Annotated in this window: 18 protein-coding genes; 6 read left to right on the top strand and 12 right to left on the bottom strand. The window is 39.7% G+C overall.

The genetic code is table 11. From position 1 onward, the window contains the following. Window positions 1–20: 20 nt before the first annotated feature. Window positions 21–410 carry a ribonuclease P protein component gene (rnpA, locus tag ACX0HA_RS10075; RefSeq protein WP_458845151.1) on the bottom strand — a complete coding sequence of 130 codons (390 nt, stop codon included), beginning with the start codon at window positions 408–410 and terminating at the stop codon, window positions 21–23. A 325-nt stretch (window positions 411–735) separates the two neighbouring features. Between rnpA and ACX0HA_RS10070 the strand changes: the two genes are divergently transcribed. Further along, entirely contained in the window at window positions 736–990 is a 255-nt protein-coding gene (locus tag ACX0HA_RS10070) for a hypothetical protein (protein WP_458845150.1), read from the top strand. Between the two features lie 239 nt (window positions 991–1,229). On the opposite strand, the gene ACX0HA_RS10065 is transcribed toward ACX0HA_RS10070, so the two are convergent. The 7 genes from ACX0HA_RS10065 to ACX0HA_RS10035 all read right to left on the bottom strand — a co-directional run bounded on the left by ACX0HA_RS10065 (window position 1,230) and on the right by ACX0HA_RS10035 (window position 11,174). Then, a complete protein-coding gene (locus ACX0HA_RS10065) occupies window positions 1,230–2,327 on the bottom strand; it encodes an HmuY family protein (RefSeq protein ID WP_458845149.1) in 1,098 nt (365 codons plus the stop codon). Between the two features lie 17 nt (window positions 2,328–2,344). Next, window positions 2,345–4,471: a TonB-dependent receptor plug domain-containing protein gene (locus ACX0HA_RS10060; RefSeq protein ID WP_458845148.1), complete on the bottom strand. Its 2,127-nt coding sequence runs from the start codon at window positions 4,469–4,471 to the stop codon at window positions 2,345–2,347. Between the two features lie 147 nt (window positions 4,472–4,618). Beyond that, the gene (gene sufD / locus ACX0HA_RS10055) at window positions 4,619–5,935 is read right to left on the bottom strand and encodes a Fe-S cluster assembly protein SufD (protein WP_458845147.1); all 1,317 of its coding nucleotides are present in this window, start codon (window positions 5,933–5,935) and stop codon (window positions 4,619–4,621) included. Between the two features lies 1 nt (window position 5,936). After that, window positions 5,937–6,683 (bottom strand): Fe-S cluster assembly ATPase SufC, encoded by a 747-nt coding sequence (gene sufC / locus ACX0HA_RS10050; RefSeq protein ID WP_458845146.1) that lies wholly within the window; start codon window positions 6,681–6,683, stop codon window positions 5,937–5,939. A 128-nt stretch (window positions 6,684–6,811) separates the two neighbouring features. Beyond that, window positions 6,812–8,260 carry a Fe-S cluster assembly protein SufB gene (gene sufB, locus ACX0HA_RS10045; protein WP_458845145.1) on the bottom strand — a complete coding sequence of 483 codons (1,449 nt, stop codon included), beginning with the start codon at window positions 8,258–8,260 and terminating at the stop codon, window positions 6,812–6,814. Between the two features lie 121 nt (window positions 8,261–8,381). Next, a complete protein-coding gene (locus tag ACX0HA_RS10040) occupies window positions 8,382–8,711 on the bottom strand; it encodes a HesB/IscA family protein (RefSeq protein WP_458845144.1) in 330 nt (109 codons plus the stop codon). 219 nt (window positions 8,712–8,930) lie between these two features. Next, a complete protein-coding gene (locus tag ACX0HA_RS10035; protein WP_458845143.1) occupies window positions 8,931–11,174 on the bottom strand; it encodes a T9SS type B sorting domain-containing protein in 2,244 nt (747 codons plus the stop codon). A 299-nt stretch (window positions 11,175–11,473) separates the two neighbouring features. On the opposite strand from ACX0HA_RS10035, the gene ACX0HA_RS10030 reads away from it, so the two are divergent. From ACX0HA_RS10030 to ACX0HA_RS10020, 3 genes are all read left to right on the top strand, one after another. After that, window positions 11,474–12,331, top strand: a complete 858-nt coding sequence (locus tag ACX0HA_RS10030) for an MBL fold metallo-hydrolase (RefSeq protein WP_458845142.1) — start codon at window positions 11,474–11,476, stop codon at window positions 12,329–12,331. A 302-nt stretch (window positions 12,332–12,633) separates the two neighbouring features. Then, window positions 12,634–14,244, top strand: coding sequence for a S8 family peptidase (locus ACX0HA_RS10025; RefSeq protein ID WP_458845141.1), 1,611 nt, complete (start codon window positions 12,634–12,636; stop codon window positions 14,242–14,244). A 63-nt stretch (window positions 14,245–14,307) separates the two neighbouring features. Next, the gene (locus ACX0HA_RS10020; RefSeq protein ID WP_458845140.1) at window positions 14,308–16,206 is read left to right on the top strand and encodes a M1 family metallopeptidase; all 1,899 of its coding nucleotides are present in this window, start codon (window positions 14,308–14,310) and stop codon (window positions 16,204–16,206) included. Window positions 16,207–16,331: 125 nt separating this feature from the next. On the opposite strand, the gene ACX0HA_RS10015 is transcribed toward ACX0HA_RS10020, so the two are convergent. From ACX0HA_RS10015 to ACX0HA_RS10000, 4 genes are all read right to left on the bottom strand, one after another. Next, the gene (locus tag ACX0HA_RS10015) at window positions 16,332–16,778 is read right to left on the bottom strand and encodes a GNAT family N-acetyltransferase (RefSeq protein WP_458845139.1); all 447 of its coding nucleotides are present in this window, start codon (window positions 16,776–16,778) and stop codon (window positions 16,332–16,334) included. Beyond that, window positions 16,775–17,758: a DUF4837 family protein gene (locus tag ACX0HA_RS10010; protein ID WP_458845138.1), complete on the bottom strand. Its 984-nt coding sequence runs from the start codon at window positions 17,756–17,758 to the stop codon at window positions 16,775–16,777. The genes ACX0HA_RS10015 and ACX0HA_RS10010 overlap by 4 nt, the downstream gene beginning before the upstream one ends. Window positions 17,759–17,777: 19 nt before the next feature. Next, on the bottom strand, window positions 17,778–19,550 hold the full coding sequence (locus tag ACX0HA_RS10005) for a LysM peptidoglycan-binding domain-containing protein (RefSeq protein WP_458845137.1): 1,773 nt from the start codon (window positions 19,548–19,550) through the stop codon (window positions 17,778–17,780). A gap of 94 nt (window positions 19,551–19,644) precedes the next feature. Beyond that, a complete protein-coding gene (locus ACX0HA_RS10000) occupies window positions 19,645–20,835 on the bottom strand; it encodes a phosphoglycerate kinase (protein WP_458845136.1) in 1,191 nt (396 codons plus the stop codon). Window positions 20,836–21,246: 411 nt separating this feature from the next. On the opposite strand from ACX0HA_RS10000, the gene ACX0HA_RS09995 reads away from it, so the two are divergent. Together ACX0HA_RS09995 and ACX0HA_RS09990 are read left to right on the top strand one after the other, a co-directional pair. Then, complete coding sequence (locus ACX0HA_RS09995) at window positions 21,247–21,807, top strand: peptidylprolyl isomerase (RefSeq protein WP_458845135.1); 561 nt, start codon at window positions 21,247–21,249, stop codon at window positions 21,805–21,807. A 50-nt stretch (window positions 21,808–21,857) separates the two neighbouring features. After that, complete coding sequence (locus ACX0HA_RS09990; RefSeq protein ID WP_458845134.1) at window positions 21,858–22,430, top strand: hypothetical protein; 573 nt, start codon at window positions 21,858–21,860, stop codon at window positions 22,428–22,430. The last annotated feature ends 7 nt before the right edge of the window (window positions 22,431–22,437 follow it).

The raw sequence follows: 22,437 nt of genomic DNA, 5'->3' as shown, positions 1-22,437 counted from the left end.
TGATTTAGTGTAAAAGAAAATTACAATGTCTCCTGGGCTGCAAATTTTTCAAAAAGCAGAATCGTTTTTGTGTTTATTTCCTCAAACGAAAGACGGTCTTTAGTTTGGTAAAAAAACATAAAAGCATAGGGTTTGTCCAGCCTGTCAATAATAATATGCTTATGGTGTCGATAGGTTTCGCGCAGCAAACGCTTGAAGTAATTTCTGTCGTGTGCCCTTTTAAAATGCTTTTTAGAAACTGAAACGCCCATTTTCAACGGAGCACCATCAGTATAAGCTTCGTCAATAGGTACATATACCAAACGAAGCGGGTATTTAGAAACCGACTTGCCCTCGGTAAACATACTGTCTATCGTAGTGCGGCTTTTAAGCTTTTCCTGTTTAGGATATGTATGCGGCCTATTTTGCATGGCGCAAAGGTAATTTAATTGATCGATTATTTTTTAACGGACTATCGCTTATTGGGATTGCAGATGAATGCTAGTGTACTCTTGTGTCCCTGTTTTTACAATTTTCTACAGAAAATTACCCATTTTTTCCACAAATTTCCACACTTTACTCATTCCCAAAATGTTATAAGGAGCGTAAGTACAAAATAATTACACATCACTTGTGTACTGATATACAGTTGTTTAACGGTAAATTTACACAGCCTTACGTTTAATTTTCAGCTTAACGGCATTATACTTGTCTTAAACTAAACACAGAAATTAAATCAAAAAAAATTATATCCACATGAAAAAAGTATTTTTAAGCGCACTACTGCTAACAGGAGTTATGGCAATGGCACAGGAAAAACCGACACAAACAGCTCAACCTGCACAAACAACACAAACAGCTACACCTGCTGCAGAAGTTAAACCTGCCGCTCAGGCACAAACGGCAACTGCTCAGCCTGCACAGAAAGCACCAGCTCAAAAAGCTGAAGCTACTGTAAAAGACGAAAAAGCTGTAGCAAAAAAGGCTGACCCAGCTAAAAAATCAAAATAATTTTTTAGCGCCATTATATAAATGCAGGCTTATTTCGCCTGCGAAAAAACCCCTGACGGAACAGTCAGGGGTTTTTTGTTTAGCACCCAAACGGCGCGTTAGGTGCATTAAATTTGCTGCCGATTAGTATTGGCTTGTTTTCAACACAAAAAAGCCGTGTATAGACCTGAAATTGAAAATCCCGCCAGGTATACACAACCTGACGGGATTCAAATAAAACAAAAACTAAGTTATATCGCTTATTTAAGCAATTTATATTCAAATATTGGATAACCTCTTTCGCCGGCATCATTTTTAAGTGCTCTGAATAATACTTTATAATAATTGCCTTCAGCATCTTTAATAACAAAGAAACGGTCAGTCCTTACGCCCATTGTTGTGTTTGGCCCTGCTTCAGTCCTCCATGCAACAAATCTGTGGTCAAGAGCAGAAGCTGCAAATTTTGAATCATCTATACCTGCTGCTGTAAATGCATTATAAGCAGTTTCGCCGCCATTAGCATCTTCAGACTTTATTTCATAAGCCCTTGTTCCACCTTTTACATTAAGCAATGTATAGTCAGCAAACGGATAAAGAACAAATGTGTCATTGTATGGGTAATAATTTGTGAATGTTGTAAAGTTAAGATCCCATCCTGTTTTTATAGGCTCAACATTAACTTCAGTTTTATTAACCATACTGAAAAAAGTAAAATTATAATCAGGCCTTTTGCTAATAATAACTTCGGTATGAGTAGTAGCATCTATATCGGCATATTGAAGCTTATAGTCATTTCCGCTTCTCAGGATACGTATCTTTTTCCATCCTCTCGCCGCGCCGTCTACATTAGCACTTCCGGAACCTGGAATAATTGTAGAAAGACCAAACCCCATGTTTACAAGGTATACAGCATTGTTAGCGTCATTTGCAGATATTTCAGCGATAGCAGTACCTTCACCGCCGCCAGCACCTGTTAATATTCCATTAGGATTATCCGCATAGCCTAGTGAAGCCTCAACACTGAAATTAACTGATACATTATTATCCGGTTGCTGTACCTCATCAATATTCGTTGTATTAAGCTTTTTAACAGCCATTTTAAGAGATCCGTTAAGTACTACCCTGAAATCAGAACCTGAGTAAAAACCAAGATCCCACGCAGTCCTTTCAACTGCTACAGAAGTACCGCTGCTAAGGTCAACATAAACCTGGTTAGGTTCGTTAGGTCCTCCAACATTAGGCTGCTGAATGCTGCCTTCAACGGGTTTAACACCTGTATTTGGCGTGTTATTGTCTTCACTTGAGCATGATGCAAGAAATGCAAGTGCAACAGATAAGATAAAAATACTCTTTTTCATATCGTGAATTTTTATAATTAGAAATTAAGATTATACATAAGTTTGATAAAATAAGACCTCCCGTAGGCAAGCATAATATTACCGGAAGCTGAGTGGCTTCCGCCCGTTGCAACACCGCTTTTTATAACATCAGTCACATCCAGTAAGTTCCTTGCACCTATGGTAACATCAAAACGGTCTTTAAAGAATGATTTAGAGGCAGATGCATCAAGCCAGTTGCTTCCACCCACTTCTGTAAGTACGAAATCCTCACCAACCCCTTCGTATTGTTTAAAAGGGCCGTTATATTTATAATATGCCGCAAATACAGTTTTCCATGACTCAACTCTGTAAGAAGCATTTGCATTAAGGTTCAGCGTATAAAAATATTTATTATCAGAAACATTAATGCCGTTGTCAATTTGCTGTGATACACCAAGAAGTGTAGCTCCAAGGTTTACAGTAAGGTTTTTATATTGTACCTGGTTAGTTGTAGATATGTTCCACATCTTGTAGGAGTCAACATTCATAGATTTGTACATAGGAGTTCCTTCTTCAGAATACCCGTCAAAAGCAGTGCTTATCCTGTCATCAATATCCATAAAAGATCCTACAAGGTTATTTGAAAGCATAAGACCTGAAGAGAATGAGGTGGTTTTTCGTAAGCTTGCCTCATATGAAGTGCTCGTTTCAGGAATAAGATCCTCATTACCTGTAAAATAATGCCCCGGGAAAATCATTTTGGTATATAGCTCTTCAAATGTTGGTGTCCTGAACGATTTACCTAATGCTCCACGAAGCTCAATACCTTTGTTCAATGAATATCTAAATCCAAAAGATGAAGCGTACTGGTCTTCAAATGCTGACTGTACAGAGTACCTTAAGCCTGGTCGAAGTGAAAACCTCTCTGAAAGGCTTACCTCTGCCGTGGTAAAGAAGTCGTAATTTTCTAAACGTTCCCTGACACCTTTAAAAACCTGTCCGGCCTCCTGAACTATGGTAAAACCATTGTTGTTTGATAATTCATAGCCTACCTGTAGATTTACCCTTTTATCCTTAAAGAAGTTGCTTAACGTACCGGTAGAATACAGTACTTCCATCGACTGGTCAGTTTGTGTAACATTGTTCCTTTCGATATCTTCCTCTATGAAATATCTGAAACTCTCGACATCTCTGGTTTGTTTCTGGTGTGAAAGCGAAACATTATACAAAAGCTGCGAAAACAGTTTCCCGTTAGAATTCAGGTGATGGTAATATCTGTCGGTAAAGTATCGTTTGTCATCTGCTGCACGGTAAGCACCAAATTCGGGGCTAAAACCCGGTTCAACATTATTATTATAATATTCAGTCTCTTCGTCAAGAATTTCAAATCGATAAAAAATCCTGAAATCATTTTTATTATAGCTAATCATTGCATTACCCAACAATTGTTGCTTTGGCAGCCACCTGTAACCCCTAAGGCTGTCTGTAAGAGCATGGCTTTTGCCCTGTCTTTCATCAAGCCAGCCTGCAAAATCACTCCTGTTGGCATTAACGCTTACAAACCAATGATCTGAGATACTGTGTGAAATTTTGAGCGCCTGTATATGTTTTCCTTTATCAAAAAAAGCAAATTCGTTACCAACAGTCTCTTCCTGAAGGGTAGCATTTACTTCCCATTTATACAACGAAGACTTTTTAGTAATTATATTAAGGATTCCACTTACTGCATTTGCGCCATTAGTAACCCCCATAGAGCCCTCAATAATCTCTATCCGCTCTACATCGTTAAGATTAATCTGGCTTACATCAATATTATTTCCAAGGCCTGATTCGTTTACGATAGGCACATTATCTACTAATATTTTAAAGTATAAAGCATTTAGTCCAAACATGGAAACTTTTGAGCTTCCATCACTGCTGTTTGGTTGCAGGGATATATTGATATACTGATTCAACACATCGCTAAGATTATTTGCGGCAAGCTGTTTAATATCCTGTTTGGTAATTATCCTCACATTCTGCAACGATTTTTTAATAGATTGTGGCTCTATCTGCCCTGTAACTACTACTTCATCAAGCCTTGTAGCTTCTGGCTTAATAGTGTCGGTAGTGGTTTCCTGTGCTAATGTAGTGAAGCCTATGAAGGATAATATCGATAAAAACGCTTGTGTTTGCTTGTGCATTACTAACTTAAGTTAGATTAATTCTAAATAATTGCAAAACTAAGGGTAGCATTTTAGATATGCAAATTATTTTTATTAATTCTAAATAAACCAGTATTAAATAAAAAAGCCCCCGCGAACGGAGGCTTGGTATATTTTTAAAGGATTTTAAAGATCAAATCCCATGTTTACCCCTAATTTAGAGGCGATAAGCTTAGTAATCCTGCTTTTGAGTTCAGGTATTCTTATACTCTCAATAACCTCATTACTGAAGGCATACATAAGAAGCGCTTTGGCTTCTTTCTGAGGAATACCACGGCTCTGCATGTAAAACATCGCGTTATCATCAAGCTGTCCAATAGTACAGCCATGAGAACATTTTACGTCATCGGCAAAGATCTCTAACTGCGGCTTGGCATTAATCGTTGCTTTGTCACTCAGCAATATATTATTGTTCTGCTGAAAGGCATCCGTTTTTTGGGCTTCTTTCTCAACATAGATTTTACCGTTGAAAACACCGGTTGAATTGTCGTTAAAGATGCCTTTATAATTCTGGTGACTTTCACAGTTTGGTGTAGCATGCTGTACAAGTGTGAAATGGTCTACCAATTGCTTGTCTCCAATGATGGTAATGCCTTTAAGCGTGCTTTCTATACGCTCTCCCTGATGGTAAAAATTCAGGTTATTACGTGTTATGTTACCTCCAAAAGAGAAAGTATGGACTGACGCGTTACTATTTGCTTTCTGAGCGATATAAGTATTATCTACCAGGTTAGCGCTCTGCAGGTCATTCTGAATTTTGTAATAATCAACAACAGCTCTTTCCTGAACGAATATTTCAGTAACCGAGTTCGTCAGTACAGGATTGCCGTTAAGGCTCTGATGTCTTTCTATAATCTGAACCTGGGCATTTTCACCTACAATAATCATGTTACGCGGCTGCACCATAAGGGCTGCCTCATTTCCGGTAGTAAAGCACATGATCTCGATCGGCTTATCGACAATTTTCCCTTTAGGAACATTGATGTAAGCACCTTCGCTTGCAAATGCAGTGTTTAATGATGTAAGGCTATCTTCAGTATTGGCAATTTTATTGAAATAAGTGTCAACGATCTCTTTGTATTTAGGTTTTGTAAGCGCCGAAGACATAAGGCAGATATCAACTCCTTCGTGTGTCGTAGACGACAGGAAAGAACTGAATACACCGTCAATAAGCACCACTTTGTAGGTGTCGATCTCGTGAATGAAATATTTCTTCACATCTTCATACCCCACAACGTTCTCCTTTTTAGGGAAAACACTAAAATCGTTCTTTAGCACCGCATTAAGCGATGTATATTTCCATGCTTCCTCCTTTTTGGTAGGAAAGCCTTTGGTTTCAAAATTCTTTATAGCTTCTGTACGGATATCATGAAGATCAGATGTAACATCAACTTTCTCTTCAAAAGCCATGAAAGAAGACAATAATTTTTCTTTCAGCTCCATCTTAATTCTCCGATTTAATCCAGTCGTAACCTTTTTCTTCAAGCTCCAGTGCAAGTTCTTTTCCACCCGATTTTACAATCCTTCCATTGTACAACACGTGTACAAAATCAGGAACAATATAATCAAGAAGTCTTTGGTAGTGGGTGATAACAATAACAGCATTGTCTTCGCTACGCAGTTTGTTAACTCCATTAGCAACGATACGAAGTGCATCGATATCAAGACCTGAATCGGTTTCGTCAAGAATAGCCACTTTTGGTTCAAGCATTGCCATCTGGAAGATCTCGTTACGTTTCTTTTCTCCACCTGAGAAACCTTCGTTAAGCGAGCGTGAAAGGAATTTACGATCTATTTCCAGCATTTCGCTTTTCTCACGGATAAGCTTAAGCATTTCATTAGCAGGCATTTCATCCTGCCCTTTAGCTTTACGGCTTTCGTTTATAGCGGTTTTCATGAAGTTAGTTACCGATACACCCGGAATTTCTATAGGGTACTGGAACGAAAGAAAAACACCTTTGTGTGCTCTTTCTTCAGGAGCAAGCTCACCAATGTCTTCACCCTCAAGAAGGATCTCGCCATCAGTTACTTCATAATTTTCATTACCGGCAATAACCGATGAAAGCGTACTCTTACCAGAACCATTAGGCCCCATTATAGCGTGAACTTCTCCGGCTTTAACCTCAAGGTTTATACCTCTTAAAATCTCTTTATCTTCAACACTAGCGTGTAGATTCTTGATACTTAACATTGTTTCTTTTATGTTTCGGGTTTTGAGTTTCGAGTTCCGGGTTCATTGTAGAACCGCTTACTCAAACCTTATTGTATTACTTTTTATTCCTTTCCCTAAAGAAAGATTCAATTCTGAATTTTAAACTTTTACCCTACCGATCCTTCCAACGAGATCTCAAGTAGCTTTTGTGCCTCAACAGCAAACTCCATTGGAAGCTTGTTAAGTACGTCTTTACTGAATCCGTTTACGATAAGCGCGATAGCTTTTTCAGTTGGAATACCCCTTTGGTTGCAGTAGAATACCTGGTCTTCACCAATTTTACTGGTGGTAGCCTCATGCTCTATCTTAGCCGAAGTATTTTTAGATTCAATGTATGGGAACGTATGTGCTCCGCAGTTGTTACCCATCAATAATGAATCACACTGAGAGAAGTTACGGGCATTATCTGCCCTTGCTCCTATCTGTACTAATCCACGATAGCTGTTTTGCGATTTTCCGGCAGAGATACCTTTAGAGATGATCGTACTCTTCGTATTTTTACCAAGGTGAATCATCTTGGTTCCTGTATCTGCCTGCTGATAGTTGTTAGTCACGGCAATAGAGTAAAACTCCCCTACCGAGTTATCACCTTTAAGCACACAACTTGGATATTTCCATGTAACGGCAGAACCTGTCTCTACCTGAGTCCATGATATTTTAGCGTTCTTTTCGCAAAGTCCGCGTTTTGTCACAAAGTTGAATACACCACCCTTACCCTCTTTGTTCCCTGGGAACCAGTTTTGTACCGTGCTGTATTTTATTTCGGCATCATCCATTGCGATAAGCTCAACCACAGCCGCGTGCAGCTGGTTTTCGTCGCGTGAGGGTGCAGTACAGCCTTCAAGGTAGCTTACATAACTGCCTTCATCGGCAATTACAAGCGTACGCTCAAACTGTCCTGTTCCTGCCTGGTTGATACGGAAGTAAGTAGATAATTCCATTGGGCAGCGTACTCCCTTGGGAATATAGCAGAAAGAACCGTCAGAGAATACCGCCGAGTTAAGCGCAGCATAAAAGTTGTCTTTTTGCGGCACTACCGATCCTATGTATTTCTTAACCAGTTCCGGGTGTTCTTTTATTGCCTCAGAAATCGGGCAAAAAATAATTCCTTTTTCGGCAAGCGTTTTTTTGAATGTTGTAGCTACAGAAACGGAGTCAACCACAATATCCATAGCAACGTTATTCATCTTCTTTTGCTCGTCGATAGAGATTCCGAGTTTTTTATACATCGCCAAAAGCTCCGGATCTACATCATCAAGCGTTTTGTTCGGATCGACCGCTTTGGGTGCTGAATAATATGATATGGCCTGAAAATCAGGCTTTTCATAATGCACGTTAGCCCATTCCGGCTCAATCATTTCCTGCCATGCTCGAAAAGCCTCCAGTCTCCACTCCGTCATCCATTCAGGCTCCTCTTTCTTTTTAGAAAGTGCCCTTACGACGTCTTCGTTAAGTCCGATGGGAAATGTCTCAGATTCAATGTCAGTATAAAAACCGTACTCGTATTCTTTATTTTCGAGTTCAATTTTTAATTCCTCTTCAGTATATTTACTCATTACTTTTATGGTTTCAGGTTTAAAGTTTCAGGTTTAAAGTTGCTGACTAAAAACCATCACTATTACTGAAAATATTATTTATAACCTTGGCTTTATAACCTTCGGCTTTATGACTTTATGACTATAGAGAGAAACTCTCCCCGCAACCGCAGGTTCTCTGTGCATTAGGATTGTTGAAAACAAAGCCTTTACCGTTCAAACCTCCTGAATATTCAAGGATAGTCCCTGCAAGGTACAGGAAGCTTTTTTTATCAACGGCAATCTTTATATCGTTGTCTTCAAAAACTTTATCATTTTCGCCAAGGGCATTGTCAAATTTCAAATCGTATGACAAGCCTGAACATCCACCGCTCTTTACGCCTACTCTAACATAATCGGTAGCAGGGTTAAAACCCTCATCTTCCATAAGAAGCGCAACTCTTTTTTTTGCTGTTTCAGATACTTTTATCATGATACAATTACTTATAATTAGTCTAAATTTAGTGCAAAGATACCACATTTTTAGATAATGCAATAATAGGTTCCCTTTTTATACATATGCTACTATAAGTAATACTTATACCGCTCATTAGCTGTAAAATTGTTAATTAAAAAGCAAATTGCAATTGATTCATTATAATTAAAAAAGTCCCCATAAAAGGGGACTTAAAATTAAATAACATATTTATAACTAATTCACTTCGCGATTTATATAGACCCATCCTGTCTTGCTATTACCCTCTTTAAGATCTAAGAAATAATAATAGACACCTGTAGGAAGTTCTTTTTTATCATCGGCCTGACCATACCATTCATTAGTATAATTCTTCATGGTATAAACCTCATTGCCATACCTGTTATAAATCCTGATTTTCTCAACCTCAAAATTTGAAAGATCAAAGGCCTCGTTGTAATCATCCCCATTTGGCGATATGCCCTTAGGAATATCACAGTTGCCAACAGTTAATGCTATTTTGTTTACAACAGCACAACCATTACTGTTCTCCGCCCGCACATACACCTCATCATTCTTTTCCTGAGCCTTATACTTTTCGGGGTTTTGTATCGCATTGGAAGCAGTCGCAGCATCTTGCTCATTCCAGTAATATGAAAAACTCAGGCCTTCAACTGCCACAACAGCTTCTGCGAGATTAAAAGTGCCACATCCTTGTAATACCAACGTATCCGGCAAAACAGGCAATGCAAATACCTCAACTTCAAATTGTAATACATTTTTGCATCCCGTTTCATTATCAATAACACTTACATAGACAGTTTGCCCTTCAGAAGTAAAATCATCTGTGTTTTCTATGGTATTTGTATCATTGAGAGCATCTGCTTGTGTTGAAAAATAATTAATTTCATAATTACCCTCATCCAGCCCATTTAAGATAATTCCCGTCTGCGACTCAATATCAAATATTGCTGTTCCTGAAGCTCCGGCACATGCGCTAAGATCTTTTGGTTGCCCGAACACAGTTGAACCAATTACGACCTGAGTAGTCGCCGTTTGTACCGCACCATTACTTGTTATCTGTGCGGTTACAGTATAGGTTCCGGCTAAGGCATAAGTGTGCATACCCACATCAGATATATTCGCGCTTCCACTGGCCGGATCTCCAAAATTCCAGCTTACCGAAGTTACATCAGGAATGCGCAGCAGTGAAAAGGCCGCTTCTCCGCCACAATTTTTTTCATAAACTATCCCTGATTGAAGATACGTCTGGTTAAAGGTTGGCATGCCCATAGAATCGTTGTCATCCATAACCAATACATTTTGCTGGAAACCGGCCGCCAGTCCGGCATTATTAGGATTTGTCACGGCTACCATTACATTTTGTGACTTAGTGTTCATCAAATAAATGCGACCATCAGGCCCCAATTGCATAGCCGATGAAAGACGGCTTGAGACTTGTCCTACAGTAACTTTTGAAGCAGCGATGGCAGCTTCGTTTCCGGCATCAAGATCATACTGAAAAACTTTTATAACTGTTGTTCCCAGTGCTGGTGAGTTAAAAAACTGACTGTCATTTACATATAAAAATTTGCTGTTTGGAGAAAATTCTACGGCATACGCGCTGAAATCAACTCCTAAATGTAATAAGTTCGAGACTTGCCCTGTAGTGTTATCAAAATCAAAAACTTCGATCTTACCACTACCATAAGCTCCACCAAATACACTTCCCATCTCCTGCACAGCGGCTAATTTTGTGCCGTCGGGTGAAACTTTGAGATGACCTGCGGGTCCATCATTAAGATAAGAGCCATCTTCTTTAGGGACAAGAGTAGAATAAGCATGTCCTATAGCACTTACCACAGGCGTTGTTGCAATACCCAACGATGAAATTAAATAAGCGATAAACTCATTATTCCCGGCCCGATGCGATATCAGCCATATACGTTCTTTGTCGGCATGATATACAGCTGTCAGTTTTTCAGCTTTTGCCGCTGCATCAAGCACTATATTCTTATTTGCCGTAACATCACCAAGTCCATTATTCAAAGACATGTCAATTTCTGAATAGACCAGGCCGTCTTCTACCGCTTCATTAAACAAATAATAAATGCCCGGTGCTCCCGGTTTTGGAATAATAATACCCGATTGGGTTGAGCTGTCGCTACCACTTAGCAAACCGGTACCATTTAGCATAGCCTCATTGTTCTTGTTCCATACTGTCGCGTTTGAAGCATAAAACAGTAGTTCACCTTCAGAATTGGATAGTACTGTAGAGCCTTCCCTTGCATTGGTTTGGGATCCCACTAGGATCTGAGGCGTTACCGAGGCAAAGGTTATCCCATGATGGTATCCAAAACACCAGTTGTTGGCCTGCTTGCCGGTCCACAATCCGTTTTGCCACTGTGCATGCACTAATGGCCCTAAAAGCAGGGAGAGTAACAGCCCTCCCTGTTTTAGAATTTTAAAATTAATGTTCATATTTAGTAGTTTAAGTTTAAGAATGCTTCCTCCATATCAAAAAAGCAATAATCAAAACAATATCAGCACTATAGCTAATAGTCGTTCTGACCACACAAAAGAATGGAATTAAGGTTTCCTAATGTCAATAATTGATTATATAAGCGTTTTGAATTAGTATTTGGCGGTTATCATTTAGTATCTGCAAGGCATGTTTTTTGTTAGTTTTTACTGAAAACGATATAGTGATTTTTTTTATCAGTAATGATTTTTGGCAATCCTGCCAAATAGCCTTAATTTGCATTGTTAAAACATTCGAAATGAAATTATATCCTATAGAGAGCGGCAACTTTAAGCTCGATGGCGGCGCAATGTTTGGCGTAGTGCCAAAAACCATCTGGAATAAAACCAATCCTGCCGACAACAACAATCTTATAGACCTGGCGGCGCGATGCCTGCTTATTGAAGACGGCAACCGCCTGATTCTGATCGATACCGGAATGGGCAACAAGCAGAGTGAGAAATTCTTTGGCTTTTATTCCATGTGGGGAGATCACAGCCTTGATAAATCGCTTGCAAAACATGGTTTTAGTCGTGATGATGTGACCGATGTATTCATGACGCATCTGCACTTTGACCATTGTGGCGGAAGTGTTCAGTGGAACAAAGACCGAACCGGTTATGAACCGGCATTTAAAAATGCGCATTTCTGGACAAATGAAAACCACTGGGAATGGGCTACCAAGCCAAATGCCCGTGAGAAAGCTTCTTTTCTTTCAGAAAATATTCTGCCGATGCAGGAAAGCGGACAATTAAAATTTATCCAAAGGCCTGATACAGGTTTCCTTGAACAGAGCGAACTGGGTTTCGGGATATTTTTCGCCGATGGGCATACCGAAAAGCAGATGATACCGCATATTAATCTCAATGGGAAGACCATCGTTTTCATGGCCGACCTGCTGCCAACAGTAGGACATATTCCATTGCCTTATGTCATGGGATATGATACACGTCCGTTATTAACCATTAACGAAAAAGCAAATTTCCTGAATACGGCAGCCGAAAAAGGTTACTACCTGTTCCTGGAGCATGATGCGCACAACCACATTATCACCGTTGAACAAACAGAAAAAGGAGTTCGCCTAAAAGAAATGTTTAACTTTGAGGATATATTATAAGAAAACGAATTATTGTAGGAATATTTAAAAAATAACTATTTTTATGTAACATTTCCGAATAACGTGAGTCTATTAATGACCCGCGGGCGGATATTGAAACAGATTGAGTTAGTATACAATCCCTTAAATAGCATGCTGCGGGTTCTTTTTTTCTTCCCACAGCAATATATTTGCAAAATAAAACTTATAAATAATATTGTTTTTCTTGTCAACACGTTATAATTTAATGTTAACCTTATAAATTTGTGTAACAAAACGTGTTTAAACTAGACCTATTTTAAAATTATCGTAATTAAGAAAATATGAAATTCAGAGCAATTTACCTTTCGGCAGCACTGGCACTAGCCCTTGCAAGCTGTGGTACATCAAAAATCACGGCAGAGCCAATTGCCATCACCACACCAATTACTGCAAAAAAAGCAGCCCTTAATGATACTCAGGAAAAACGCTGGAGCCACCTTGACATCGTAAAAGATAGTGTTCCGGGAATGAGTGTAGACAGGGCTTATGAGCTGCTTAAAGGCAAAAAAAGCACAAAAGTAGTTGTAGGAGTTGTAGATTCAGGTGTTGATATCAATCACCCTGACCTTACACCCGTAATCTGGACAAACACCAAAGAAATTGCTAATAATGGCAAAGACGATGATAACAACGGTTACGTTGACGACGTTCACGGATGGAACTTTTTAGGCAATGCCGAAAATGAAAACCTTGAGTTCGTGCGTATCATGAAAAAAGGCGACAACGGATCTGCGGTTTACAAAAGGGCTAAAGCAGAATATGATAAAGAATCGAGAGATGCAAAGACCGAGCTTCAGAAAATATCATACATCATTAATGCCGATAAAGCCATTAAAGCTGAGCTTAAAAAAGACAATTACACTGCCGAAGATCTTAAAGCTCTTAAATCTTCAGACCCGCTTATCAATGAGCTTAAACCTCAGTTAGTCTATATTCTGGGACAAATCTCAAAAGAAGAGCTTGATTCTGAATTGGCTGAAGGTAAAGAACACTTTGACAATCAGCTTGAATACAACCTGAACCCTAAATTTGACGGCCGTAAAGTTGTGGGCGATAACCCTGACGACATTAACGATAAAAAATACGGAAACAGCAATGTTATAGGCCCTAAGGCTAAAGGTGCGCTTCACGGTACACACGTTGCAGGTATTATTGCACAAACCAGAGGTAATAATATTGGCGGAGATGGCGTTGCAAGCAGCGTAGTAGAAATTATGCCGGTGCGCGCAGTGCCTGATGGTGATGAGTATGACAAAGACGTAGCCCTTGCCATTCGTTATGCTGTTGATAATGGCGCTAAAGTAATCAACGGAAGCTTCGGGAAATACTTCTCTACACACAGCGACTGGGTATATGATGCCATCAAATATGCTGCTGAGAAAGATGTCCTTATCGTATGTGCAGCCGGAAATGAAGGAATGGACCTTAATGCCGGCGGAAAAACAGTTGAACGTTACCCTAACGACTCAAAAGTGGGCGGGCCGGAAATTGCTGACAACTTCCTTACCATAGGTGCAATCACTTATAAATATGGCCCAGAGCTTATTGCCGATTTCTCTAACTACGGTAAAATAGAAGTAGACATCTTTAGCCCGGGCGAAAGAATATATGCTACAACTCCTGAGAATACTTATAAATTCCTTCAGGGTACATCGATGGCTTCTCCTAACGCAGCAGGTGTAGCAGCGCTAATCCGTGCTTATTACCCTAAGCTTACCGCTTCTCAGGTAAAAAAGATCATTATGGATTCAGGTGTTGCGATAAACATTAAGGTTAATCTTGGCGGAGACCCGGACAATCAAAGATCATTCAGCGAGGCATCTAAAACAGGAAAGATCGTAAATGCCTATAACGCAATCATTCTTGCCGATAAAGTATCAAGAGGCAAATAAGATATTTTTAAATTTATACAGAATGGAAGGGCTCAATCCCTTCCATTTTTTTATTTTTAGCCCATGAAAAAATTAGTAATACTGGCATTATTATCGGCTTCGGGCCTGTATGCCCAAAACAATCCTAATCCCGGTTACTGGCAGCAGCACGTAGACTACAAGATGGATGTGTCTATGGATGTGAAAACTTATCGTTATAACGGTAAGCAGGAACTGGTATATACCAACAATTCTAAAGACACGCTTAAGCGCGTTTTTTACCATTTGTACAACAATGCTTTTCAGCCGGGCAGCGAAATGGATGCGCGTCTGCAGGCTATTTCCGATCCTGACAAAAGGATGGTAAAAACCTTTAAAACTCCTGAAAAGACTACATACGAAAGCCGCATTAGTAAGCTTAAGCCCGACGAAACAGGCTACCTGAATGTTACCAATCTGAAACAGGATGGTACTACGGCTGCGAGCAGGGTAGCAGGAACTGTACTTGAAGTAACCCTTGCCAAGCCTATCCTTCCCGGAAAATCGACAACCTTTACGCTTGATTTTGACGGTCAGGTACCCGTACAGATTCGCCGAAACGGAAGAAACAGCGCCGAAGGCGTAGCTTTGTCCATGACACAATGGTACCCAAAAATGGCCGAATATGATTTTGAAGGCTGGCATGCCAATCCGTACATTGCCCGTGAGTTTCATGGCGTGTGGGGTAACTTTGACGTAAACATTACCATCGATAAGGAATATACCATTGGCGGTACAGGTTACCTTCAAAACAAAAATGAAATAGGTAAAGGATACCAGGATAAGGGTATTGAAGTAAAATACCCTAAAAAAACGAAAACGCTTACTTGGCATTTTGTTGCACCAAACGTTCACGATTTCGCCTGGGCTGCCGATCCTGATTTTGCCCACGACATGATCATGGGTGAAAACAATACCGAGCTGCACTTTATCTACAAAAACACACCTGAAAATCAGGATGGATGGAAAAGGCTACAGCCTAAAACTGCCGAAATACTTTCTTTTTACAACAAGATCGTTGGTCCCTATCCATACAAGCAATACTCTGTAATACAGGGTGGCGACGGTGGTATGGAATATGCCATGTGTACACTTATAACGGGCAAAAAATACGAAGGCTTGGTAAGTGTTACTGCACACGAATTTGGCCACTCATGGTTCCAGCATGTACTGGCATCCAATGAAAGCGAGCACGGATGGATGGATGAAGGTTTTACAACTTACATTGAAGACCTGGCAATGCATACACTGATGCCTCCTGCAGATAAAAAAGAAGAACAGGCTAATCCTTTTGTCGGTTCTTACAACAACTATTTCTATATGGTAAAAACAGGCAAAGAGCAGCCGCTGAGCACTCAGGCCGACCGTTTTGACCTGAATATGTTATACAGCATAGCATCTTACAGCAAAGGATCGTTATTCCTTTCCCAATTGGGCTATCTGATAGGCGAAGATAAACTTGCGCAAACACTGAAACGTTACTATGCCGATTATAAGTTTACCCATCCTACGCCAAATGACATCACCCGTACTGCCGAAAAGGTAAGCGGTGCAGATCTTGGCTGGTACCTGACTGACTGGACTGAAACTACAAATACAATTGACTACAGCCTTAAAGTGGCTGAAGATGGAAACAATACAAAAGTTACGCTGGAACGCATTGGGCGCATGCCAATGCCTATAGACATAATTGCTGTTTATGAGGATGGAACCCAGGAGACTTTCCATGTACCATTGCGCATGATGTACTATGTGAAAGACAACCCCTATCCGAATCAAAAGAGAACTGTACTACCGGAATGGACATGGGCCAACAAAACCTATGATTTTACCATCAGCAAGCCTAAAAAAGCGATTAGAGTAATGATGATAGACCCATCAGAACTTATGGCCGATGTAAACAGGGACAACAATCTTTACACCACTGAACCGGTGAAAAAGTAAGCAGGGTTCCGTTTACAACAGTTGTCGATACAACAAAACATATAAACTTAAAAAAGGCAGTACCTAAAAAGTACTGCCTTTTTTATATAGTTAAGCAACGTAAACTGAACACAGAACAATGATTACTAAGAACGGTGCATCCTGATATGCGGAATATCGTCTTCAAGGTATTGTTCGCCATCCTGAGTAAAACCGTGCCCTTCATAAAATTTTTTCAGGTATAACTGTGCCGAAATGGTAATAGCCGATGTATTGTAATGTTCCCTGATTCCGTCTATGGAAGCTACCATCAGGTCATGGCCCCACTTACGGTCACGGAATTTTGGGTTTACCACTACCCTGCCTATAGATGCATTATCGAAATAATCTCCGGGGCCAAAAAGGCGGCTGTAGGCTGCGATCTCGCCCTCATAAATACCGAGCACATGCATTGCTTTATCGTCTTTACCGTCAATATCCTGATAAACGCAGTTCTGCTCAACCACAAAGACTCCGGAGCGCACTTGCAGGGATTTGTATAGTTCAGATAGAGAAAGTTTGTTAAATCGCTTTATTTTAAATTCCAGCTTCATATAAATTTTATAGACTTGATTATAGACTCAAGCTCAATTACCAAATCACGTTTAGGAGACGACGGGCTGTATATAAAACCTTCAATAACCATATAGCAGCTGTGCTTATCATCCCTGATGGCATAGTTAAAGAACGGCCCGTTCATAAAATCATTTTTCATTTCCCAGTTACCGCGGGTTTCAAATGCGCTTTTATCATTAAAGCTGGTCATAAAAAAATATGGAGAATATGATTCTTCAGTTGCCATAAAAGTGCCATGCTCCTGCCCGTGTATATACTGGCTGCCTATAGAATCACGCATTTTTATGATGTTTGGCCCCATGGTTTTATCCTTTTCAATAACATTATAGGGAACCTTGTAGAGTAAAATATTTGTATTCCCGCTGGGAATATCTTTTTTTAGCCACACAAAATCTTTATTCTGGATGGCATAACTGTATGTAGCAGGAACCTTTATGGAAATATTGTATTGGTCTTCGATCCTTTTATCAGATAAAAGGCCAAGCTTAATATTACGTTGCTGGTTCTCGGCAATCTCAGTCTGCCTGATGGTACGTATGATCTCATCAGAGTGCATATCGATGAGTTCAAGTATCTCATCGATGTTTTTACCCTGTATGGTAAAAACATTCTGAGGGGCACAATAGTTGTTTCGGATAAAGTCGAACTTTTTCTTCGAATCCCTGTCCTTATCGATCACGATAATGTTGCGGCCCCTTTTCAGGGAGCCGTCAAACGATTTATCATGTAATTGATTAAGTGTAAAAAGTGGTTCTTCCTGTGTAAGCCCGTCAACCGGAGCAGCAAGTCTTTTACGCAGGCTGTCGCCTACCTCGCCATTCCATAGCACGTCGCTAATCACAATGGAAATTTCGTTGATATTGCCTTTTGAGGCATCGGCATCATCATGCTTATCCTTGTTGCAGGCCATACAGCAAAGAACAAAAACAAAAGCAAAGATTTGTTTCAGCCTTCTCATCAAATTGTTTTTTCAGGAATTAGTTAATCTCGCTTTCGCCCACTTTCAGCTTCATTCCGGGCTGAATGCTTTCGCCTTTGATCTTATTCCAGTTCTTAAGGTTTTCAACAGTTACCCCTGGGTGCTTTCTTGCAATGCTGAATAATGAATCGCCTTTTTGCACTATATATTCGCGCTGTTGCTCATAGGTATATTCTTTTGCTTTTTTTGCAGGAGCAGCAGTAACCGCAATAGCTGTTTTAGCATCAGGAGCAGCAACTTCAGGTGTATCTTCGTCTATGACAGGTGTTTCAGTATTCGCAGCTACGGCAGTCTTAGTGTTTGTAGTCACCGTAGTTTTAGTAATAACTGAATCTTTAGTGTTTTTAGCAGCAATCGCTTCTTCTTTTGCCGGTGAAGTTACCATGATCGTTTTCTGGATCTTGATCCTTTGGCCAGCCTGAATGTTATTGCCTTTTATCTTATTCCATTTCCTTAGGTCGGCAACGCTTACATCATATTTTGAAGCAATCTCCCCAAGGTTATCCCCTCTTTTAACGGTGTGGGTCTTTGTTGTAACAGACTTCTCTTTCCTGAAAGAGGTAGTAGATGCAAGTGCCTTAGATGATGTGCTATCTTTTTTAGACGAAGCTATCATTGTTTCAGTCCTGTCTATGAAATATGGTTTTTCTCTTTTGCTTTCTTCGTGGTCAATGTAAGCATAGATTCCATTTTCATTAGCTGTAAATAATCCTATTTTATCTTTAGGAAGCCTTAAGAAATGTGCTTTTTCAGCAGTAAAAGGAATGATATCAAGTTTATAGATCGGGTTAAGCAATTCTAATTGAGCAACAGAAACATCCAGCAGTTGTGCAATCTGTTTGAAAGACATCTGGCGTTTTACCATTACAGTGTCTGTTTCAAAATAAGTCAGAGGTGCTTTTTTAGCTTTGATTCCGTGCTCTTTAGCATGCTCATAGATATACATTGTCGCCAGGAAAGTAGGCACATAAGCCTGGGTTTCTTTCGGCAGGTTCTTACGGATATTCCAGTAGTTGCTGTATGAACCTGAACGGCGTATTGCTTTTGTAACGTTACCCGGACCTGCGTTATACGATGCAAGTACAAGATCCCAGTCGCCAAAAATATTGTAAAGGCTTGAAAGGTACTGGCATGCAGCTTCGGTAGCTTTAATAGGGTCGCTTCTTTCGTCTACATAGCTGTTTACCTCAAGGTTATATTGTTTTCCTGTAGGGTACATAAACTGCCAAAGACCTTTAGCACCAACCCTTGACATTGCACGCGGGTTTAATGCCGACTCAATAACCGCAAGGTATTTGATTTCGATAGGCACATTGTATTTAGCAAGGTACTCTTCGAACATTGGGAAATAATATTCTGATATTGCCATTAGTCGCTCGTATGACTTAGGCCTGTTTTTCAGGTACGATTTGATGATGTTCTCAAGGCCTTTGCTATACTCAATGTTGAATGGCGATTTAGCGTCCATTTTAGCAAGCCTTTCTTTAAGAACATCTGTAGAAAGATTGTAATCTACTTCTACATCCGGGTTCACCCTCATAAGGTCTTCCTGCATATTGGCAAAAAGCTCTTTGTTGGTCAGCTCTTTTACCCAAAGGCTGTCTACACATGCCATATCGCTATGACGGATGAAGGATGATTTAATAGAATCTAAGAACGAAATTTTAGTAAGTGGGGCAACCGGTGTAATGTCGGCCTGGGCACTCTCCTGGGCAAACGCCACAAAAGAAAAAAGTGCAAAGACTAATGACAATGTTTTCTTTTTACTCATCTAATTTACTTTTTTAATCAGTTAAATTACAATGCATTACAAAGTAACAAAGTATGATAACTTTAATTTTGGATTTCTATTGCAAACTTTAACACTACTCTCCCTGTATCGCAGCGATACCAGGCAAAGTTCGCCCTTCAAGCATTTCAAGCATGGCACCGCCTCCGGTAGACACATAGCTCATTTTTGGCTCAAGGCCAAACTGCTTAACGGCTGCTACTGAGTCACCTCCACCTACAAGAGAGAAAGCGCCTTTTTCTGTAGCTTCAGCTATAAAATTGCCAAGCTGGATTGTACCATTGGCAAAGTTTTCCATCTCAAATACGCCTAAAGGACCGTTCCAAAGAATGGTTTTAGACTCAAGGATAACTTTCTTGAAGTTTTCCAACGATTTTGGCCCTGCGTCAAGCCCCTGCCATCCGTCAGGAATCGCATCTACATCAACAACCTGTGTTTTAGCATCATTCTTGAAGCCATCAGCAGCAATAACATCTACCGGCAGGTGAATCTGTACGTTCTTCTCTTTGGCTTTTGCCAAAATCTCAAGGGCAAGTTCCTGTTTGTCGTCCTCACATATTGAGTCGCCAATCTTTCCGCCTTGTGCCTTAATAAAAGTGAAGGTCATCCCTCCGCCTATTATCAGGTGGTCTACCTTATCAAGTATGTTTTCTATAACCGTGATCTTAGACGAAACTTTAGATCCGCCCAAAACTGCCGTTACCGGTTTTTCACTGTTTTTCAATACTTTGTTCAGGCTTTCGATCTCCTTAGCAAGAAGCTCGCCAAAAACTTTATTTTCAGGAAAATAGTTTGCAATAATCGTAGTCGAAGCGTGTGCACGGTGTGCCGTACCAAAGGCATCATTCACATAAACATCGCCAAGAGAGGCCAGTTTTTTCGCAAAGCCTTCATCGCCCGCTTCTTCTTCTTTGTAAAAACGAAGGTTTTCAAGCATCAGCACTTCACCCGGTTTCAAATCCTTAGCGGCCTGCTCCACTTCAGCACCTATGCTGTCGTTTACAAATTTTACTTTAACACCCAGTATTTCAGATGTCTTATCTACTATATGCTTCAGGGAATATTTCTCTTCAACGCCTTTTGGCCTGCCTAAATGCGACATAAGGATAACGCTTCCGCCGTCTTTAAGTATCTTATCAATAGTTGGTTTGGCAGCTTCAATTCGGGTAGTATCTGTAACTTTAAAGTTCTCATCAAGAGGTACATTAAAGTCTACACGGATTACAGCTTTTTTGTTCGCAAAATTGATATCGGCAAGAGTTTTCATTAATCGGCTTTTAGTTTTTATTAAATATAGTAGAAAGGCAAATATAGGCCTTTCTGTTAATAAATAGCCAATAATTTGTTTAAAAAGATTTTTATTGTTATTATATAGTTTTGATTTTCAGAATCTTATATAGGTGTTAAAGTTTGTGTTTCAGCATGAAACGGAAGTTTTATGTAACAAAACTTTACTATTAAAATTCACGAAAACGTATTCGCTGGTGATTTATAACGCGATTTATCTTATATTAGTTCTTTGGAAAACGCCTGATTATGAAAATAGTACTTCTGTTATCGAAAAAATCAGGCTGCCAAAAAATTCTTCTTTACATCCTACTATCATTACTAACCATTAATTTTTATTGCATGTAACCATTTCATTTTTATTGTTTAACATAAAACTCCCCCCTAATTTATGAAAACAACTGCATTACTCCTGCTTTTTTGGTTTTCGGCCATAGCTCAGGAAACTCCCACTCCTCAACAGGCAAAAGCATTTCTCGATGCGCACATTAATGCCCAGCTGGATATTAGCGAATACAATAAATCCTATGATCTGCTAAAAGACCATAAACCCGGAGAGATTGTCGTAGACGGGAAGAACATCTACAAAATTATCGAGCCAATAACGGTAACCGGTTACAGCGCAGGATATATTGTTCTTGACACTAAAAAGTTTTCGGAAGAACAGATACAGCAGCTCGCCGATGATATTTTCAGCCAGTATAAAAACGGCATCCCATTTACCGAACTCATTGAAAAATTCAGCATGGATAAGAACCCCAGGGCTGCAGAGTTGAAATTTACTGACGGCCAGATGGTCGCGACATTGGAGAAAGCTGTAAAAGAACATAAAGCCGGAGAGATATTTATCGTTAAAACTCCCGAGAAAGGCTGGTTCCATATCGTTAAGAAAAACGAAGATGACAAGCAGATAAACGCCATTCGTGTTGAACATGCCCTGTATAAAAGTTAAGCCTCAATTAATTACCGTTTTTCTTAAATTAGTTCCGTAAAATTTTTATTATGAAAGCAAAAGCCCTCTTCATCATCTCTCTTTTTTCGCTTTGTGCCTATGCTCAACCTAAAATCCCTACCGAACAGGAAGCCAGGGAATATTTTGAAACTGAACACAAAACAACGTATGTAACGACTTATTTTGAGGAAGATGGCGAATTCTTTGATTTCTATTCCCGAAAAAACCCGGGTGATATTATTATAACCGGAACAGAAATCTATAAAGTTATCGGGACTAAATTTGTAACACTCTATGAGTGCTCCCTGATTATGTTTGATGAGAAGAAACAGTCAGCAGCAGAAATAGAATTACTTCAGAAAACAATTATATCCCAGTATAACTTTGGAGTCCCACTTCAGCAGCTTGGAGAGAAATATGGACTACCCGAAAGCTATGCTCCTGAAATTTCTATAGATTATGAAAATCTATCAGACGGACCGCTAAAAAAGGCATTGGAGGAACATTCACCGAACGAAATTTTTTTGATAAGTTTCTTAAACCAAATCAGTTACCTGATGGTAATAAACAATAACCCCACAAAACAAAAAAGTGTATCAGTACAACAGGCGGTTTATGAATAACAAAATT

This window comes from Flavobacterium hauense, from assembly GCF_054457175.1.
Note: the sequence above shows the minus strand (reverse complement) of the source record. Positions and strands in the feature narration are given on the sequence as shown.

What these genes read in the sequence shown, in the direction of transcription:
- rnpA (WP_458845151.1), bottom strand. Translation starts at nt 410, where the DNA reads ATGCAAAATAGGCCGCATACATATCCTAAACAGGAAAAGCTTAAAAGC.
- ACX0HA_RS10070 (WP_458845150.1), top strand. Translation starts at nt 736, where the DNA reads ATGAAAAAAGTATTTTTAAGCGCACTACTGCTAACAGGAGTTATGGCA.
- ACX0HA_RS10065 (WP_458845149.1), bottom strand. Translation starts at nt 2,327, where the DNA reads ATGAAAAAGAGTATTTTTATCTTATCTGTTGCACTTGCATTTCTTGCA.
- ACX0HA_RS10060 (WP_458845148.1), bottom strand. Translation starts at nt 4,471, where the DNA reads ATGCACAAGCAAACACAAGCGTTTTTATCGATATTATCCTTCATAGGC.
- sufD (WP_458845147.1), bottom strand. Translation starts at nt 5,935, where the DNA reads ATGGAGCTGAAAGAAAAATTATTGTCTTCTTTCATGGCTTTTGAAGAG.
- sufC (WP_458845146.1), bottom strand. Translation starts at nt 6,683, where the DNA reads ATGTTAAGTATCAAGAATCTACACGCTAGTGTTGAAGATAAAGAGATT.
- sufB (WP_458845145.1), bottom strand. Translation starts at nt 8,260, where the DNA reads ATGAGTAAATATACTGAAGAGGAATTAAAAATTGAACTCGAAAATAAA.
- ACX0HA_RS10040 (WP_458845144.1), bottom strand. Translation starts at nt 8,711, where the DNA reads ATGATAAAAGTATCTGAAACAGCAAAAAAAAGAGTTGCGCTTCTTATG.
- ACX0HA_RS10035 (WP_458845143.1), bottom strand. Translation starts at nt 11,174, where the DNA reads ATGAACATTAATTTTAAAATTCTAAAACAGGGAGGGCTGTTACTCTCC.
- ACX0HA_RS10030 (WP_458845142.1), top strand. Translation starts at nt 11,474, where the DNA reads ATGAAATTATATCCTATAGAGAGCGGCAACTTTAAGCTCGATGGCGGC.
- ACX0HA_RS10025 (WP_458845141.1), top strand. Translation starts at nt 12,634, where the DNA reads ATGAAATTCAGAGCAATTTACCTTTCGGCAGCACTGGCACTAGCCCTT.
- ACX0HA_RS10020 (WP_458845140.1), top strand. Translation starts at nt 14,308, where the DNA reads ATGAAAAAATTAGTAATACTGGCATTATTATCGGCTTCGGGCCTGTAT.
- ACX0HA_RS10015 (WP_458845139.1), bottom strand. Translation starts at nt 16,778, where the DNA reads ATGAAGCTGGAATTTAAAATAAAGCGATTTAACAAACTTTCTCTATCT.
- ACX0HA_RS10010 (WP_458845138.1), bottom strand. Translation starts at nt 17,758, where the DNA reads ATGAGAAGGCTGAAACAAATCTTTGCTTTTGTTTTTGTTCTTTGCTGT.
- ACX0HA_RS10005 (WP_458845137.1), bottom strand. Translation starts at nt 19,550, where the DNA reads ATGAGTAAAAAGAAAACATTGTCATTAGTCTTTGCACTTTTTTCTTTT.
- ACX0HA_RS10000 (WP_458845136.1), bottom strand. Translation starts at nt 20,835, where the DNA reads ATGAAAACTCTTGCCGATATCAATTTTGCGAACAAAAAAGCTGTAATC.
- ACX0HA_RS09995 (WP_458845135.1), top strand. Translation starts at nt 21,247, where the DNA reads ATGAAAACAACTGCATTACTCCTGCTTTTTTGGTTTTCGGCCATAGCT.
- ACX0HA_RS09990 (WP_458845134.1), top strand. Translation starts at nt 21,858, where the DNA reads ATGAAAGCAAAAGCCCTCTTCATCATCTCTCTTTTTTCGCTTTGTGCC.